This window comes from Pseudoalteromonas sp. T1lg10 (assembly GCF_002964545.1).
Lineage (GTDB): Bacteria > Pseudomonadota > Gammaproteobacteria > Enterobacterales > Alteromonadaceae > Pseudoalteromonas.
The window spans coordinates 516411-533926 of record NZ_PQBV01000051.1; the positions used below are offsets into that span (position 1 = coordinate 516411).

Sequence of the window (17516 nt, forward strand, 5' to 3'; positions counted from 1 at the left end):
AACAAAAAGTCATGCTAATAATTTGTTATTAGTCATTGTAATCGCACAAAATAAGCACCATTACCTTACTCTCTAAAGCACTAATATCTCACAGAACAGGCAATTAACCTATTGAATTTTAAAATGACTCTATAAGGGTATGGCATAATTTATGGATTAGCTGTTAGACTAGGGATAGATAACAGAAATTTTACTTATGTTTCGGAAATGAGATTAGCTTTTCTACTACTTTTCACCCTAGCCCTGTTGCAAGCTAGCGAGACCGAGGCGCGAGAATATAACCGCGCTATGTGTATTTTATTAAAACAGCAAATGGCGCAGTTTGATCATGCGCGTACGCACCCCAGTTACCGTAAGGCGCGACGGGATTACGACAGCAACAACTGCCAGCAAATTGATAAGGCACAAGCACAGCAACAGACAAGAACTCAGGTTACCTCAACCGCGCCCGAGCGCACGGCCTTGGTAAAACCAGAGCCTTTTACAGAGCAGGTTAAAAGCACCAGCGGTGCCGACCTAGCGCTGGCCTCGGCACAGGTGCAAAGCGATCTGAGCGAAGGTATCGCTAGCGAAAACACCAAGCTCGAAACCAGCGATCTCCTGACTGAGCCACAACAAGCCACTGGCGACCTAGTAACCGAAACCAAAAGCGCTGTTGCGGCGCAGGCCAGTGAGTTAACCACACCAGCAGATAGCACGCAGATCGAAACTAAGCTGGCAGCTAAGGGCACTCCAACTGAAACTGCCAAAACTCAGCTTGCAGCGGCCAAGGTAAGCCCGAAACCACAGCCAGTTGCACAAACCGAAACATCTGGCCTGATGGACGTGATGCTCCCAGCGCTAATTGGTTTACTCGTGCTCATAGTCGGCATTGCCGCACTCATCATGGTGCGTAAAAAACGCCAGAGCTCAATTAAAGTCGCCAAACCGAAACTCTCTTCCGAAGGCAAACCGCAAGTCATGAGTAAGCCTTCAGAGTTTAAAAAGGCGCTGAAGAAGTTGCTTGGCAATCAAAAAGCCACCCTGGATCCGCAGCTCTACAGCAAGTTTACCAATGTGCCCATCGCCACGGGTGAGGAAGGAAAAAGCACTAACATAGAGCATCTTTTGCTAAGCCCCTTTGGTGTCTTTATGGTCGCCCATATCGATGCAATCGGTGATATTTATGGCGGCGAAAAGGCCCAGGACTGGACCAACCGCCACCATGGCGAAGACGACAAGTTTGCTAACCCTCTTACCGCATTGCGTGAACAAGCGCAGCCATTGGCTGAGCTACTGGCTCTGCCAATGGAAGAGATCCACTGTCTTATCGTGTTTAACAACGAGGCGGTATTTAAGTCTCCAATGCCGAGTTTCGTTATTCATGAGAAAGAGTTTGTTGACCATGTGCTGAGCATTAGTACATCTGACTATGGCGAAAAGCAAAGCTCCATCCATAAAGACATGATTAAACATCTGCAGACCTATGGTGCCCACGCAGCGCTCAGCCCCGAACTGACCAGAACACTGTTGAACGAAAAAGCAGATGCCTTATTGGGAACACCGTCAGCTGAAGCTTCAGCCGAGTCCTCGACCGAGTCCCCAACCGAGCAAGCACCGCAAGCCGATGGCAACGACGAGCCACAGCCGCAGAATGTTGCGCCGCTGCGCCGTACTGCGGCTACCAGCAAAGCCGCCAGCCATAGCGAGCCCCAGCATTGCGCCGAAATCCACCCCTTTGTGCGTAAAAAAGCGCAAGCCGATGCTGAGCAGCCGAGCCCGACACCTGCAACCGAGCCCACTGCTACCCCAGAAGCCGAGACAAACGCACAGTCGCAAGAAGATACGCGTGCAGCCACATCGCAACCGACCAGTAAAGATTGGTCGAGCATGTCAGATGAAGAATTTCAGGCCTATTTAAACCAGGCAAGCGGCTCAAACACCACGCAAACGACTGACAGCACGCCAGCTGAGCAAGAGCCCCAAAGTCACCAAGGTGAACCAAACAGCGAAGAGTCACAGCTTCCTGCTGAGGACGAGCCCAGCATGGAAAATCCGACTCACGCTGAGGAGATCGAGCAAACGCCCGAACCACAGCAAGATCTCGAAGAAGCCGTTAATGAGCAGGTTCTAGATCAACCGAGTGCGGTCCAACCTATTGAGGCCCAACCTACTGAAGCTCAGACTGAGATAGTTGAGCCTCTCGCCACGCCGATGCTTGAAGACGAGCAAGGCGAAGTGGAACAAGCCGAAGCGCGACACCTCAACACCCAGGCCATTACTGACGAGCCAAGCGAAATCGAGCCTGAGCCAGAGCTCAATCTGGAACTCAACGAGCCCGAAACACAATCACTGGACGACGCCCTGATGGAATTGGAGTCGGCCCTGGCACAACAAACGCCTGTTCAAGAGCAAGAACTGGCTCCAGAAACCGAGGTTGAAGAAGACAAAGAGCAGAACAAAAAAGCCAAGGCCAACCCCTTCGCCAACCTGTCGCTCGATCCCGACTTCACTCCTCAGGAAGAAAAGATAGATATAGGCGCCGGCCCGTTGGAAAGCGAAAAGTCCTAATGAGAAATGGCGCCCGATGGGCGCCATTTTATTGTGTTAATAAGTGCAATATAGTTGTGAGTTTGTTAAGAAGCACATAAAGTTAGGAGTTTCAATTAACTGTTCGAAAGTGGGAGCAATGCTTGATGGTAAATCTCTTTGGGCTGAGAAGAGCTCACCCCAGGTCTGCACCTAAAGCCACCATAAATTCCCAAGCATGCTTTCTGAATAAAGTGAGCTCCTCAATGAAGAGACCTGATCATTCATCCCGCTTTACGTTGCGTGTCTGCTATCTCTGTGACTGCTGTTAGAGTAGTTACCATACTATCTGCAATTACATGAATAACATTCATGCATACAGAATTTCCAAACTGCTTATATATTTGTCCCTGAGATACTGCATCGACATTAAACTCTCTGGGAAATCCTTGTAGGTTCGCACATTCTCGCGGAGTCAGTTTACGTGGATTTTTCCCTAAGAAGCTCTGATCTATCAGAATTTCTGAGCCATCTTTGTAATAACGTGCGCTGATGGTATTGGTGTATTCACTGTCTGCATTAAAAAGTGAGTACCCGAAGCCGTTACCTTTGGTTTTGTGCTCAGCTTTTCGCTTCTGATGTCCTTCCCAAAGTTTATCCGAGATAGTAAACCTGTCTTTTCCGTATGTATTTTCATCTGCATCCAGTTCTTCTTGTGACTGAAGAATGCTGCCGACACGCGTCTTCGTTCTCGGGGGCTCTGGCCAAGAAAAAGCTTTGTCAAAGTCAACTCCGGGGAACTGGTTTTTGTCAAAGCCAATTATGAATATACGCTCACGATTTTGCGGGGCGCCAAAGTCTGCGGCTCGCAATACTCGTACGTCAACCCAGTAGTTAAGCTTATCCGCCAGAGCGTGGCGAGCTTCCTCACTAATCTGAATGTCATCCGGAATTTCCTGCTCATGTTTACCCCGCAGGATATCCAGAATGGTTTTGAGAGTGCGCCCTTTATCGTGACTACGAAGCTGTTTCACATTTTCCAACAGAAACGCTTTCGGCTTTTTTTCGATCAGAATTCGCTGTATTTCAAAGAACATTGTTCCGCGCGTATCATTGAACCCTTTTCTCAACCCTGCTTGAGAAAAAGCCTGACACGGAAATCCACCCAATAAAATGTCATGATTGGGAATCTCCTTAGCTGAAATTTGGGTAATATCGCCGTTCGGCATTTCCCCATAGTTTTCTAAGTAAGTTTTTTGGGCAAACTTATCCCACTCGGAGGTGAAAACACAATGTCCGCCAAGCCTTTGAAAAGGATAACGAATACCACCAATACCAGCAAACAAATCTATGAATGTAAACTTAGATTTTTCAATTGGTTGTTGTTTTAACGGTGCATTATCGTAGTAATGTTTCATTTCATCTTTTAGCTCTAAAATACGGCTCCATTTCAGAGGTGAGGGTTTATGCTCTCCCGCTTCCCAACCTCGGACTGTCCGCTCACCGTCTTTTCCTAAACCGAGCAAATTTGCAAATTCACGTTGTCCCAAACCAAGATTATCTCTTAACTGTTTGATATAGTGAGAGGTGTTAGATATTTCCGCCATTTGTTTATTAAGTATCCGGTTTTTTACCTGGCAATGCTAAAAAATGTACATATAAACATGAATAATTGCAAGAAATATCCGGTTTTTAACCCTGCTAATAGAGAATTGTGATGGAGTATCTGGTAAATAATGGTGTTATTGAGTACGACAATCAGCCAATTGCATCCAATCACCTGTATAGACAAGGTAAAATAGGTGTAGTGCTCGACGGAGAACATCTCACTCTAATCGCTTCAAAACGTCCTGCTGAACTGCACTTCCAATTCAGTATTGACCCTAAGCCTCATTTCTCTTTGAGTTTTAAAGGTAAACTGTTAAATGAGCAACAATGCCACTCGTTAAAATTCCATGGCTACTTTATTGCCAACACTAACCGGATCCATTTTGTCACCGAAGGCGTACGGGAATACATTGGCTCGGCATTAGGCGAGCTCCACCTGTCTGCACTGATAAAGCTTCTTAGGACTTTGTATCAGGAAGGTCTATGTGATCAAATACCATCCGGTTTCTTAGAAACCCTAAGAGTTAAAAAAAACAGTACAGCTCATCATGAAAACCTGTTTAAAAGAGAGCTTTACCCATATCAGAAAAAAGGGGTAGACTGGCTTAGTTTCTGTGTGGGTAATGGTGTTGGAACCATTCTTGCTGACGATATGGGGCTCGGCAAAACCGCTCAGATAATAGCCTTATGTTGTGACACTCTGGAAAAGAACCCTGCTGCAAAGATACTGGTTGTGGTACCTAACCCCCTGCTGGATAATTGGATGCGTGAATTCTTTTTCTTTGCTCCGAGCATTCAACCTTATCTCCATTATGGAAGTAGCCGCCGTGGGATCAGCTCTCCTTTGTCAGAACACAGTGTCATCATAACCTCATACCCAACGATGGCTTCCGATATTGCGATGCTGGAAGAGTTGTCTTTTGATCTTGCCGTATTCGATGAAGCAAGTGTGTTAAAAAACCCAAATTCAGGCAGATCTGTTGCCGCACGACGCTTGGATATTGACGTTGCGATTGCAATGTCCGGAACACCGGTGGAGAACAGCTTAATGGATGCTTGGTCTCTAAGTGACTTAGTGTTCCCCGGTTTTTTGGGATCACAAGAGGACTTTAAGTCACGTTATGTTCACCGTGATTTGTCTGAAACCCTGAACTCAAACTTGGAAGAGCTGGAATCGCACTTCGCCAAATAACACTAAGGCGTATGAAGAAAGATGTGCTTGAACAGCTTCCTGAAAAATTGGATATACATATACCTGTATCTTTGGGAGAAACTGAAAAGTCAGCTTACGACAATATCATTGAAGAAATGCAGAATGATGCTTCCAATGGATGCCCCAGCATACTGCCACTAATCAATAAGCTGCAACAGTATACAGCACACCCCGCCTTGGTTCACACCATGATACCTTCAGATATTCACTCCCTGTCAAAGCACAGCGCCAAATTCGAACTGATGATGATAAAACTGGATGCAATAGCGAAGGTTGGAGAAAAAGTAATTATTTTTGCGACTTTTCAGAAAGTTATTGACCTAGTGAAAGGAGCACTAAAAGAGAAATATGGTATTGTAGCGGGGGTCATTGACGGCAGGACACCAAATGGGGAGCGCCAACCTATGATTGATGATTTTTCTTCTTCTTGCGGTTTTGATGTTCTTATCCTGCACCCGAAAACAGCTGGCATGGGGCTAAATATTACAGCTGCCACTAATGTGATTCACTACTGCAGACAGTGGAATCCGGCCTTAGAGGAACAAGCCACGGCCAGAGCATGGAGGAACGGCCAAAAGTCAGTTGTCAGTGTTTACTACTTGTTTTATGCCAATACAATAGAAGAAACCATTGATGAACGTATACGCCTGAAGCAAAAGCTTAGTGAACGGGTGGTCTCAGTTGCCGAGAATAAAGAAACAGACAAGCAAATAATGCTTGCATATTTGGAAACGCTAGGTTGATGAATCAAATAATAGGATTACAAGAAAATGACTTTCGCCCATCAGCAGCCCGTTTGGTAGAAAGCCTGCGGGATACAGGTTACAGTCGTGAGGCTGCATTCGCTGACATCATCGACAACTCCATCGCCGCAAACGCAACTAAGATTGCGATTGAACTCCAGTACATATTTGGAGAATTCAGAGTCATCATCACAGATAATGGTGACGGTATGACCGAAGATGAACTGAAAAACGCGATGCGCTACGGTTCCGAAAAACGTGTCGACCCAAAATCTCTAGGTAAATTCGGGATGGGCTTGAAGACTGCATCCACTGCGTTCTGCCGCCGTCTTGTGGTACTAACTCAAAAAGATGGTCATCAAACTGGCCGCGCTTGGGATATAGATCGCATCATCAGCACAGATCGTTGGGAGCTAGAAACACCAGATGCCGACAGTTATTGCGACGACTATGATGAGTTGAGTGATTTTTCTGCTAACGGCGGAACAATGATCATTTGGGAAAATACTGATCGCCTGATTAAACAAGGCAGTGAACGCCAAGTCCGTGAGCAAATTAAAAATCTTGGTAAAGAGCTCACGACTGAGCTGAGTGCTGTCTACTTTAAATATCTAGCATCCGGCAACGTAATTATCACCATGAAAGTCGGTGATGCACCTGCAACTGAACTGAAAGGCTGGGATCCACTGTGTGCTGACTTGGTTACGACTGACAATGTCCGCTCCCGCGTACTGAAAGAAAAAATAATACCTGTAGAAATCGGTGGCAAAACTGCCTCATTCTCTATTAGAGGTAGTGTTATTCCTTCCCAGAACGAGCTTAACTCTGAAGAAAGGGAGTTTGTCCGTTACAGCCTCGACAACCAAGGTTTCTACATTTACCGAGAAAGACGGCTTATCTGGCATGATGGCTGGCCACACCGGATGTACAAGAAGGAAGGCAAGATTACCCGTCTGAGGGTGGAGTTACACTTTGATCACAAACTGGACGATGTTTTCAGTATTGATTTTCGTAAGAGTCGCGTGATTATTCCTGCTGAGATCCGTGAAGAATTAAAGCGACTAGTCGCTCCGTGGAGACAAGAGCTCCTGAAAGGTCAAGCCCGTCGGATCTCCGCGAATACCGTACGTGCCCACGGCCCTGCAGATAAAGCGATAGACAAGCATAAAAAATACACCAAAAACTCTGAAATAACGGTTAGCGGTGACACAGTGAGCATCCGCAACCAAAATCAGCCTCAACCTACAGTCATGGAAGAGATCAGGGTTTATGATGACAAGACCGTAAGGGTTCATGAAGAAGAATCACTGCTTGGAGATGATCTGTGGGAACCTTCCTGTGATCATGAAGGTAACACCTGCGTCACACTCGGAAAGTCGCACCCCTATTTCCACAAAATGTACAACGTCTGTAAAGATAATGTCGAGGCGATTAAAGCCCTTGATATGCTTCTTTGGAGCCTTGCCAATGCAGAACATGGTGAGTACTCTGAGGCCAATTGTCATACGCTAAAAGGGTACAGGCAGAAGGTCAGTCAGACGCTTCGTTACCTAAGTATCGAACTACCAGATGCGGAGGAGGATGAATGAGTTATCAATATGACCTTGCGGATTTCAAACGTTATCTTAATGACAAAAATCAAAAATATAGAGTCGATGGACTTTCTTCTGGCAGAACCGCATACCTCTGCCAATCGATCTGTTTAACCAAATTTTCAATGAATCAGATCAAATCGTTTCAGATTATGTCTACCAGATTACTGCGAGTGCAGTGGTGTTTAGTAACAAAGAATCATTTGAAAGGAGAATGTCGGTTCAAGTAACTGATTTGCCCAAAGGAGACCTAAAAGAACAATCGACAGAACTGACTATGTGGCTCTCTGAAAATTTGCGGGATAAATCTGCTGTGGTTCGGAAAGCATATGAAGTTGCAGATATTCTGGGGTTGGATGGCTTCTCATTGTCCGTTGACAAAGTTGCTGAGGCGCTACAACACCAAGGCAAAAAGTATACAAGGATTTTTATGCCAGTGGAGGTCAGGAAATCGCTCAGTATGCTTCCTCACTGCGATGTTGTGGGCTCAGATAACACCGATATGTTCGGCAACATCATAGCGGATCGCTACAATATTTATCGCTCCGGATTCAGTGATGCTCTAGCCATTATTTTCAATGCACTTCTTGATTTCAGAATCCTCTGCTCTGGCCGTGGTGAACACCTTCAGCGGTTGCGTATCACTGCGCCTTTAATAGAAGATGTGGATGTCCGGTTGGATAAAACATCTGACGGATCTTTATGGGAACCTGGTTATGAAGATGATCACTACATTACGCTGAATAGTGAACACCCTCTGATACGTCACCTGTCAGAGGACCAGTCAAAGCCTCTGGCTGAGTTCCTGTTTTTTTTAGGCGAGTTTGAGAACAGTCAGTTCTCCGACGAAAGAAAAAAGCTGATAGAGAATATGCGCCAGACAGTCTCCCGTAGCCTCTGGATTAAGAACGACAAATAGCAAACCAGAATAGATACAAGGACAAAGTGAACTATGCTTTCAGAACTCAGCACAGTAGGTCAGTGGTTTCAGAATGAGGCGATAGAAGGCTGGCATTTTGACGAGATACAGTTTGATGAAGAAGCTCGGCAGGCTTTGAAAAGGCTACGCCTTAATGTCACAGTCTATGAACATTCAGCTCGTATAGACATCAACTCAAATCATACATATGTTCCAGGACACTACTTTTTATATGCGCTTAAAGTGCAACCTTTGGTCATTTTACTTCACAAATATATGGAAGTTTTCACTCAGCTAAAAGCTGAATTAGCCGCTCCCGAAGACTTGGCAGCACTGATTCACAGCTCATCTCCATCTCACCCTGTGACTGACGCTTTAGACGCCGTCAGTAAGAGCAACTTTTATCAGGTATTCAGTGACAAAAATAAGAGACTGAAAGGAAAAGATATAATTAATGGTACGGGGCCTAACACATCGCTTCGCTCAGGGGATGACTTTATATGTTCGGTGATCCTTAAAGCTATACCTGTACCAGACGCCAGTTCTGATATGCTAGGGAAAATTATTTACAAATTTTACCAGTGCCAAGAAGCTCTGCAAGTACTTGAGAATAAATATTACTTCGCGATTCCTTACTTATTCAAATGCCAATCAGGCGATGAACTGATGTTCCGGATATTATCCGTTTTGGGATGGAAAGGTAAACTAGAGGCGCTGTTTGAGTCAGCTACATCCAGTACCGATAGTGTTGACTGGAATGGTATTACTGGTGCATTTAAGTTAAGTAGTACAAAAATTCCAGGGAATTTATTGTACTTTGATGAGCCAGTCCATTATTCACCCGCTCAAAGTAAATACGTTCATATTCGTAAGGGCTTACTGGATGACAGTTCAACGTTAGATCAGGTTACTGATTATATGAATACATTGTGGCCAGAGTTATCTATTGCTAAAGAAGGTAAAGAATTTCTGTTTAGGCCGGCAACGAGAAAAACACATGCAGGTCCTAGAAAGGAAGGTGGCAGTAACCGTATTATCTACGGAGCTCCCGGGACCGGTAAAAGTTACGAAATTGAGCAAAAGGCTAACAAGAAACACATGGTGCGCACTGTTTTTCACCCAGAAACTCAGTACAGTGACTTTGTCGGTTGCCTCAAGCCTGTTATGGAAAATGCCAGAGTTGGTTATAGATTTAGACCTGGAGCCTTTACAGAAGCTCTTGTCAAAGCAGTTATGGATCCTGATAACGTATACTCTCTAGTGATTGAAGAAATCAATCGAGCTCAAGCTGCGGCTGTTTTCGGTGAGATTTTTCAGCTGCTTGACCGTGAACCAAATGGCGGTAGCTCCTATTCGATCGATATATCGGATCCAGACTTACTCCTATACCTTAACTCGAAAACCCTAGATTACTTCTCTGGCGGAAAGTTATCACTACCATCAAATCTGTCACTTTTGGCAACAATGAACAGTAGCGATCAAGCAGTTATGCCGCTTGACACGGCGTTTAAACGCCGCTGGTCCTTTGAGTATGTCGAGCTAAGTTTTAATAATGCACCTATTCAAAATCTGGAATTGCAAACAGCCGAAGGGCCCTACCGTATTTCTTGGGCTAATTTTGCGGACAAAGTTCTGAATAAAATGCTTAAAGAATTCAGGGTGCCAGAAGATCGGATGATAGGCCCATTCTTCCTTAATAAAACAGAACTTAAAGATTGGCGTTCTGCGCTACGCGGTAAGTTATTTGTGTACCTTTGGGATGATGTTCTCAGACACAAAACGCAAGACCGAAGCCGACTATTTTCTGAGGGAATTACAACATTCGGTGAACTGTACAACCGCTTCCCTGATACTAAGGTATTTTCTAATGAAGTTGATGAACTTATCATAAAATTGGGCACTGCAATTGCGGATCAGAATGACTGACATGATGTACTACCGTGATCGAGACTCGATCACTTCTCTCCCAAATAAACTGGCAGACTTAATGAGGCGTCGAGGTTTAATTGCGCCCGACCAGCCTTGGGTTCATTATTGTGGTTTTGTTTCTTGGCATGAAGGAATCGCTGTCTTTATGCCGAGAAACAGCAGCATAGAGGCAAATACGACTGAAAATGCCTCTATGTTACTTCAGGCATTGGGCCGTTATTACTCGCATAAAAGCTCCGGGGCCTCTGAAGGGCGAGATAATGAGCTAATAGGCAAAACTTCTCTGTCTCTGGCCTCTTCTCTCATGGAGGATTATCGTGCAAACGGACTTTATGTTAGAAGAAAGAAGCACCATACTCTAAATCAGGGTCGCGCTGACTGGAAAAAAACTATATTTCGTCTAACCCCTTACCCCTCTAATGATACACCTATCTACTTGGATACTGTGACAAGCAGCACCCGTTACGTTTCAGACTGTGAAACCGCTAGAATACATTCACACGTTTTAAAAGATATCCAACAAAAATACGGCGCTCTTCTTTCCGCTCAGGTGGATTGTACTAATGACAGACTTGAGCGAATGCCTGAACCGATACCTAGCCTTGAAGGGCAGCTCGCAGCTTTGGATAAGGAATTGTCCGCGAGCTATTCAGAGCGAGACATTCAGTTAATAGGAATGCTTCAAAACTATATTGAGGATAAAATAGCCACTGAAGGAGCAGAACTTTTAGTCGGCACCCGAAAGTTTCACAATGTCTGGGAAGGTATGCTCGATAAATGCTTGCCTGGGAAAAAAGAGATAAACAGCCAACTCCCTGTACCTTACTACCAGCAGGGAGAATATTTCATTGAAGTCCCTAGAAAAGGTCAGAAAACAGACACCGTGATAGAGAATGAAGATAAGTCACGCTGGGCTGTCATTGATGCAAAATACTATGATGCTTCGTCACCAATATCAGCCCCCGGCTGGCATGATTTAGTTAAACAATATTTCTATAAAACCGCCGCAGAAAAAGTCTGCGAGAACAGCGTATCTATCTCTTTGCATTTCATATTCCCGGGGACAAAGCATCACCTAAATAACGCTAAAGTCGGAGAGCGGGGGCAGAAAAAGGTTTCTTTCCCAAAATTCAAAGAAGTTGAAGGCTATGGTGAAATACTCTGCCACTACTGCGATCCAATCGTTTTGATTCGTAAGTATACCAACTCCCTGAAGCTTAATATTACAGATGATAATGATATTATAGGTAAACTATTCCCGCCCGTCGAAAACTCGGAGACCGTCTGAAGTGATTTCCGCATACTGTTCTACACTTTGGAACCATACTGTAATTAGCATGAGTAATGTGTGCTCTGTTAACTTCTTTTTACCTGAAACAGCGCATTCCCATATAATTAATACTCTCACCTTTTGACTGAGGAGAACTTTAATATTGCGCTCATCCCTCTCTTTATTTTTCAGCAGCTTGCGTTTCCAAAAATCAGTATTTGTTTTCGGCCATCTAAATTTTTCACATTCATGTGCATGCCAAAAACAACCATTAATGAAGATGGCCGTCTTTCTCTTTTTCAACCATATATCAGGCTTTCCCTCAATATACGTGGGAGCAACTCTGTAGCGGTACCCATTGTTATATAGAAGTCTCCGTACAATCAGTTCCGGTGCGGTATCATGAGAAGCGATTGCTTTCATGTTTTTGCTTCTGACAGATTTTGAATGGACATCCGACATACTTAGTCTTTGTTGGTAGTTATCTATCAAAGTATAGTTATGCGTATTCTTTTTTGAACGAGCAAATAAGTCATTTCAAGCCAAATCTTGAAGTTTACCTAAAGCAAAAACAATATTTGAAAATTATCTGACGCCAACCCTTTTGCAGTAACATAATCACCCAGCGTTATTTTCACCCTGTTGTACTCGCATTAATACGCTACCAACCAAAAAAGTTGCAGGTCTATTTGAGCTCCTAGGTAGAACAATATATTAGCTCTACAAAACATTTAAAGTAAGGCAAAAGCTACGGCAACTCATATAACGGAAAATCCAAAAATCTGTGTACAGTATTGAGGTTCATTTCAAAGAGTGGATGGGCGGAAGTTTCTGAGGTCTTTACCCCGAAAGTTATAAGTAAGATATTTGACGAAGTGAAACAATAGCAACAGCGCCAGCTCGATTATGTTTCCCGTGTTACATTCGATTACTGGGTCGCGCGTAGTCGAAGTTCAGGCGCGGTGCTAAATAAGCCTTTGTATTCATCCCCTTTATCGGACATCGCAGAAATAAACAATGTCCATTACGGACAGGTAAACGGCCATTAGCCTGTTTATTAGCTTTTAAGGTGAGTACGTAAATAGCCATTGCGGCGTGAACACCATAAAAATGATGAGAACTCCTCCTATAATACAACTGTACAATACTAACAGGAGGGTCAGTTACCACTCCTGCAATTGCTGCAATTCACGTAAACGCCCGCGCTGTAATACCAAAGCGGCAAACAAGTCGTCTATCGAACGATTGCCCACTCCTAAGCCAGGTAGCGCCAGATTGGCCTCGGCGAAAAAGCGCTGCGAAAGCATGCTTTCTTTTTCCGTTTCCCAGGCTTGTTGCCACCAGTGGCGTATATGTTCCCCTGCATGAAGTAAACGGGTATTGCTAGGCAATCGGTCACGCTTTTCATTGTTCGCTTTGGGTGTACTCGGTAATAAATTCCATAAATCGTTATTTGGCCAGCGTGAAAAAGGCATGCAATGATCAACATCAAAACCTTGCTGCAGCGAACGTTGCGTCCAGACACAATGAATCGCATCACCCTCTTCAGCCATATCGGTCACTCGCTGGCGCACTTCTGTGGTCGTGCGCTTAGGGTCAAGCCAGTTTAATGCCTGAGAAAAGATATATGGCTGCTGGTTTAAGTGAATCGCATTACCGCGATAACTGGCCATGGTTTTTGCCCATTCGCTGACTAAAACGGGTTCAATCCAACAGGCATAACGATTCAGAGCTGTCCAAACATGCTCGGGCAGGGAAAACTCGCCCCATTGGCACAGCCCCTCAAAATCCACAAACAGGGTGTCCTTGGCACGAACGACTTGGCTCGCAAGCTCGAATACACAACGTTCGGTGTTGGGAAAGGTAATATATTTGCAGGGCATATTGCGGATATTCTGCACTGCGTGGGAGAGAGTTCGATGCAAGGCTCGCGCATCCTCACCCACAAATCGGTTGCCGACGCGAAAATCTGTTGAGTTCAGGTGCCTTAATTTATGCCAGCCATCGTCTTTCATAAACCCCATGTTTGGACTGGCGTTGGGCGTTTGATACAGATCGTAGTGGTCGATCAAATCCTTATACTGATGACACCAATACAAGGCGACCAAACCCGCGGGCAAAATGACGCGATTGTCCTCCCTGCGTATCACGGCTCCTGGGTGACCATCGGCAATGCGCAACAGCACCCGCATCAGTGCCAATTTATGAGTCGCAGATTTACCATCATTGAGGGCTACATGACGAATTAAACTAAAAGAGCCACTCCCATCATCCGGCAAGCGCAGTACCACTGTTTGCCAATGTACATCTGCACGATTGAGCTCGTCAGTTTGGAGCTCGGTACACAAAATACACTGCAAACCAACTTGCGTTGCTAATTGCTTTAACGTATCGGCGCATACCTGATACATACCACGCTCTTTGCGTTCCACCTCTCCTTGCCCATGGCGCAGGGAGATAACCAGTTGGCCGCCGGGTTTCAGTAAGTTTGCCAGCTTGCGGATCGCTCGCGGACGTTGCCCTTCGGGAATATGCATCCAAACGGCACTGAGCAAAATAAGGTCAAAACTGATTTCTTTGCTGGTAATACTTTCTAATTCCGGCAAGGAATCTTCCAGCCAATGAACCGCATAGTCTTTGGTATGTCTGGCGCCTAGCTCGGCAAGCATTTTAGCCGGTTCCACCGCATATACCTCAACATCTTGTCCGTGCTGAGCCAGATATAAGGCATCCCGACCGGCTCCCGCACCAATGTCCAGCATGCGACATTGTGGTCTATTTTGTAGCGGTTTAAGCAGATGCAACCAGGACGCATGTACCTTTTCAAAATCGGTGCTTAGGTATTGCTCGGCCAATTGCGAAGCATGCTGGTTATAAAACTGAGCGCTCAAGAAGAATCCTTTCTACTACTTATAGTTATGAAGGAAAAGTAACACACCAAATAGCAATAACAAAGGCCGGCACGCTTTTCCTGGCACAAAAAAACGCCCCTTGCGGGGCGTTCTGGTGCGTATATGAATTAATGGCGACGGCTGAGGATTTCGACTATCTCCAGGCTGTTTTCCAGTACCCGGAAAATGTCGCCGTGCATATCAACAATCACATGACCGTGGCGGTCGCGGCGCAGTATTCTGCCGTGACGGTATAGGTCGTAATCAATATGGTGACCTACACGCCAGTAGCGGTCATGGCGGCGGTGGCTGTAATGGTCGCAGTAGTAGTGACGATTACGTTTATGCTTTTTATGATGGCCATAGTAGCGGCGATCATGGTGACCGTCATAGTGGCGGTCCCTTTTATGCTTACTATGATGTTTATCATGGCGTTTTCTGTCCCGCTCGTGGCGGTCATACCGCTTTCTGTCACCTTCATGGCGATATTTGTGATCACGGTCGTCGTGATTCACCAGTTTTTTCTCTTGGCCCGGCGGTACGAAGTGTTCGGGTTTCGCCAGAGCTGCATCCAGGGGTGCCAAACAAAATAGTGCCGCACCGATAACAAATGTAGTGAGTCGCATAAGGACCTCCTTTTTCGGTCTGTTGACCTCTTTGTAATATCTTTACTCTAGTGGCAATTCCATGAACCCCAGATAAACCAACGTATCCTTTACATTTATTTACACACGCCAAAAATTCCTTAATGAAAACTGAACAAAGTTACGCAGATATCAATCCCTACACTATACTTTTTTCTTACTACCGCGAGCTCTACTACCAACAACTAACACTAAAGAATCCGGCTCGATAACTCTTAGCTAAACAGTTGTAGGAACCAATTTGAGCAACAATGAAAACACCATCATCTTGCTTTTCGATTGTGGCGGGCTTTGCAATGCTGTCTTCCCTCGTCATTTGCAGCGCTACCTGGGCCTGCATATAGACGAGTTTGCGTTTCGTACCAGTGTCGAAAATCTGAACTTTAGCGCCCTGCTTGTAGATGAGCATTATTGGGTGAAGACCGAATGCGAGAACGGTGAGTATCAAGGTGACTTGCATGTGTGCAGCGGTGAGCAGGCGTATATTATGGTTTCCCTGCAAAGACGCCTGTCCGGCTACCACCAACTCAGTAATGCCGAACGTCTGCAAAACATTATCAACAGCACCCGAGCCGGGACCTGGGAGTGGAACTATCAAACCGGGGAAGTGATCTTAAACGAGCGCTGGGCGCAAATTCTCGGCTATACCCTGGAAGAACTCTCCCCCATCTCCATAGATACTTGGCTGGAATTTGCCCACCCAGATGATATTAAGCGTTCCAACAGTGCCCTGGAGCGCCACTTTTGCGGTGACGACGAGGTTTACCTGTGCGAGGTGCGCTTAAAACACAAGGATGGCCACTGGGTTTGGGTTCGGGACTGCGGCCGGGTAGCCACCCGTACAGCCAATAATCAGCCGGAGTGGATCACCGGCACCCATATAGATATCAGCAACCGCATCAACACCATTAACGAGCTGCAGCAGGTACGTAACGAGCTTAACTCCATTATCGACAGCCTGCCGGCAGCGGTGTTTAAAAGCCCGCTCAATCGACTTGGCTACTTTACCTATATGTCGGTCGAAGTAGAGCGCATCACCGGCTATAAGGTCGCCGACATACAACGCAACAGTCATTGGTGGCTGGCGCAAATACATCCGGAAGACAGAGAAGCGCTGCAGGCGGAGTATAACCACTGGCTTGCCCAGGGAGCGCAAGGCGTGTGTAAATGCGATTACCGCTTTCGCCATAGTCAGGGCCATTATGTGTGGCTGTGCGAACATAGCCAACGCATTAAAGCACCAAAAGGCAATAATGGCGCTGAGGATGCCTTGGTTGGCTCACTGTTCGATAAAACCGAGAACATGAGCCTGCATACGCGCATGGATGCCCTGGCACAGATCATCCCGGGTATGATCTATCAATTTGTGCTGACGGCCTCGCGCTCCTGGCACTTTCTTTATGCCAGTGAGGGAGTAAAACGTATTTTCGAGGTGACACCCGAGCAGGCGCTGCAAAACCCGGCACGCATGTTGAGCAAGGTGGCCCACAGCGACAGAGAGAATATGCTTGAGGAAATCGTCCACTCGGCGGCCAAGCTGGAAGACTTCGAATGTGAATTTAAAGTCACCCTGAGCGTTGGCTACAAGTGGCTGTTTGCCCACGCTATTCCGCAGCGCCAAAGCGACGGCGGCATTATGTGGACCGGCATGGTGATAGATATAACCGAGCGCAAGCTGCTGGAACTGAGGTTGCGTAAAGAGTCGACCACAGATCCCCTAACCGGGCTTTATAATCGCCGCTTTTTCTTCGCGCAATTGCAACTGCGCCTCGACCAGGCGGTGCGAGAAGAGCAGCCATTGGCGTTGATCATTCTTGATCTTGACCTGTTTAAACAAATTAACGACAACTTCGGTCATCATGGCGGCGATTTGGTGCTGCAAACCGTGGCCCAGCTGCTCAATACCGTGATCCGTAAATACGATATCGTGGCCCGCATTGGCGGCGAAGAGTTTGCCATTATTCTGCCCAATACCACACAGGAGCAAGGGGTGAGTGTGGCGGAAAAAATCCGCGAGAAAATTGCTCAGGCCAGCATTTGCATTAATCAGGAGATGGTCGAGATCACTGCCACCTTAGGGGTAGCCAGCACCGAGTATACCAAGTCTCAGGTTAATGCCTTGTTTAAACAGGCGGACTTGTGTTTGTATCAGGGCAAACGCTTGCGGCGCAACTGCGTCATTAGTAGTTCGCTGTAACG

12 protein-coding genes are annotated in these 17516 nt (G+C 45.9%); 8 read left to right on the forward strand and 4 right to left on the reverse strand.

What is annotated here, in order from left to right; all coding sequences use genetic code 11:
- The first annotated feature begins 207 nt into the window (after positions 1-207).
- Positions 208-2550 (forward strand): nuclease-related domain-containing protein, encoded by a 2343-nt coding sequence (locus C2M17_RS15605; protein ID WP_105201627.1) that lies wholly within the window; start codon positions 208-210, stop codon positions 2548-2550.
- A gap of 242 nt (positions 2551-2792) precedes the next feature.
- Here the strand turns inward: C2M17_RS15605 and dcm are convergent, their stop codons facing one another.
- Entirely contained in the window at positions 2793-4115 is a 1323-nt protein-coding gene (gene dcm / locus C2M17_RS15610) for a DNA (cytosine-5-)-methyltransferase (protein ID WP_105201628.1), read from the reverse strand.
- Positions 4116-4225: 110 nt separating this feature from the next.
- Here dcm and C2M17_RS15965 point away from each other — a divergent pair, with 110 nt between their 5' ends.
- The 6 genes from C2M17_RS15965 to C2M17_RS15635 all read left to right on the forward strand — a co-directional run bounded on the left by C2M17_RS15965 (position 4226) and on the right by C2M17_RS15635 (position 11800).
- Positions 4226-5308, forward strand: a complete 1083-nt coding sequence (locus C2M17_RS15965; protein WP_199776040.1) for an SNF2-related protein — start codon at positions 4226-4228, stop codon at positions 5306-5308.
- An 11-nt stretch (positions 5309-5319) separates the two neighbouring features.
- Positions 5320-6072 (forward strand): DEAD/DEAH box helicase, encoded by a 753-nt coding sequence (locus C2M17_RS15970; protein ID WP_199776041.1) that lies wholly within the window; start codon positions 5320-5322, stop codon positions 6070-6072.
- Entirely contained in the window at positions 6072-7661 is a 1590-nt protein-coding gene (locus C2M17_RS15620; protein WP_105201629.1) for an ATP-binding protein, read from the forward strand. Before C2M17_RS15970 ends, C2M17_RS15620 begins: the two co-directional genes overlap by 1 nt.
- A gap of 217 nt (positions 7662-7878) precedes the next feature.
- On the forward strand, positions 7879-8583 hold the full coding sequence (locus C2M17_RS15625) for a hypothetical protein (RefSeq protein WP_105201630.1): 705 nt from the start codon (positions 7879-7881) through the stop codon (positions 8581-8583).
- A gap of 33 nt (positions 8584-8616) precedes the next feature.
- On the forward strand, positions 8617-10509 hold the full coding sequence (locus C2M17_RS15630; RefSeq protein ID WP_199776042.1) for an AAA family ATPase: 1893 nt from the start codon (positions 8617-8619) through the stop codon (positions 10507-10509).
- Entirely contained in the window at positions 10502-11800 is a 1299-nt protein-coding gene (locus C2M17_RS15635; protein ID WP_105201631.1) for an LlaJI family restriction endonuclease, read from the forward strand. Before C2M17_RS15630 ends, C2M17_RS15635 begins: the two co-directional genes overlap by 8 nt.
- Here C2M17_RS15635 and C2M17_RS15640 read toward each other — a convergent pair.
- The 3 genes from C2M17_RS15640 to C2M17_RS15890 form a co-directional block, all read right to left on the reverse strand.
- Positions 11765-12244: a very short patch repair endonuclease gene (locus C2M17_RS15640; protein WP_105201632.1), complete on the reverse strand. Its 480-nt coding sequence runs from the start codon at positions 12242-12244 to the stop codon at positions 11765-11767. The two genes, C2M17_RS15635 and C2M17_RS15640, sit on opposite strands and share 36 nt — an antisense overlap.
- 701 nt (positions 12245-12945) lie before the next feature.
- A complete protein-coding gene (locus C2M17_RS15645; RefSeq protein WP_105201633.1) occupies positions 12946-14673 on the reverse strand; it encodes a class I SAM-dependent methyltransferase in 1728 nt (575 codons plus the stop codon).
- 128 nt (positions 14674-14801) lie between these two features.
- Complete coding sequence (locus C2M17_RS15890) at positions 14802-15299, reverse strand: hypothetical protein (protein WP_158684053.1); 498 nt, start codon at positions 15297-15299, stop codon at positions 14802-14804.
- 259 nt (positions 15300-15558) lie between these two features.
- On the opposite strand from C2M17_RS15890, the gene C2M17_RS15655 reads away from it, so the two are divergent.
- Positions 15559-17514, forward strand: coding sequence for a GGDEF domain-containing protein (locus tag C2M17_RS15655; RefSeq protein WP_105201635.1), 1956 nt, complete (start codon positions 15559-15561; stop codon positions 17512-17514).
- The last annotated feature ends 2 nt before the right edge of the window (positions 17515-17516 follow it).

What these genes read in the sequence shown, in the direction of transcription:
- C2M17_RS15640 (WP_105201632.1), bottom strand. Translation starts at nt 12,244, where the DNA reads ATGTCGGATGTCCATTCAAAATCTGTCAGAAGCAAAAACATGAAAGCA.
- C2M17_RS15620 (WP_105201629.1), top strand. Translation starts at nt 6,072, where the DNA reads ATGAATCAAATAATAGGATTACAAGAAAATGACTTTCGCCCATCAGCA.
- C2M17_RS15970 (WP_199776041.1), top strand. Translation starts at nt 5,320, where the DNA reads ATGAAGAAAGATGTGCTTGAACAGCTTCCTGAAAAATTGGATATACAT.
- C2M17_RS15965 (WP_199776040.1), top strand. Translation starts at nt 4,226, where the DNA reads ATGGAGTATCTGGTAAATAATGGTGTTATTGAGTACGACAATCAGCCA.
- C2M17_RS15635 (WP_105201631.1), top strand. Translation starts at nt 10,502, where the DNA reads ATGACTGACATGATGTACTACCGTGATCGAGACTCGATCACTTCTCTC.
- dcm (WP_105201628.1), bottom strand. Translation starts at nt 4,115, where the DNA reads ATGGCGGAAATATCTAACACCTCTCACTATATCAAACAGTTAAGAGAT.
- C2M17_RS15605 (WP_105201627.1), top strand. Translation starts at nt 208, where the DNA reads ATGAGATTAGCTTTTCTACTACTTTTCACCCTAGCCCTGTTGCAAGCT.
- C2M17_RS15625 (WP_105201630.1), top strand. Translation starts at nt 7,879, where the DNA reads ATGTCGGTTCAAGTAACTGATTTGCCCAAAGGAGACCTAAAAGAACAA.
- C2M17_RS15630 (WP_199776042.1), top strand. Translation starts at nt 8,617, where the DNA reads ATGCTTTCAGAACTCAGCACAGTAGGTCAGTGGTTTCAGAATGAGGCG.
- C2M17_RS15890 (WP_158684053.1), bottom strand. Translation starts at nt 15,299, where the DNA reads ATGCGACTCACTACATTTGTTATCGGTGCGGCACTATTTTGTTTGGCA.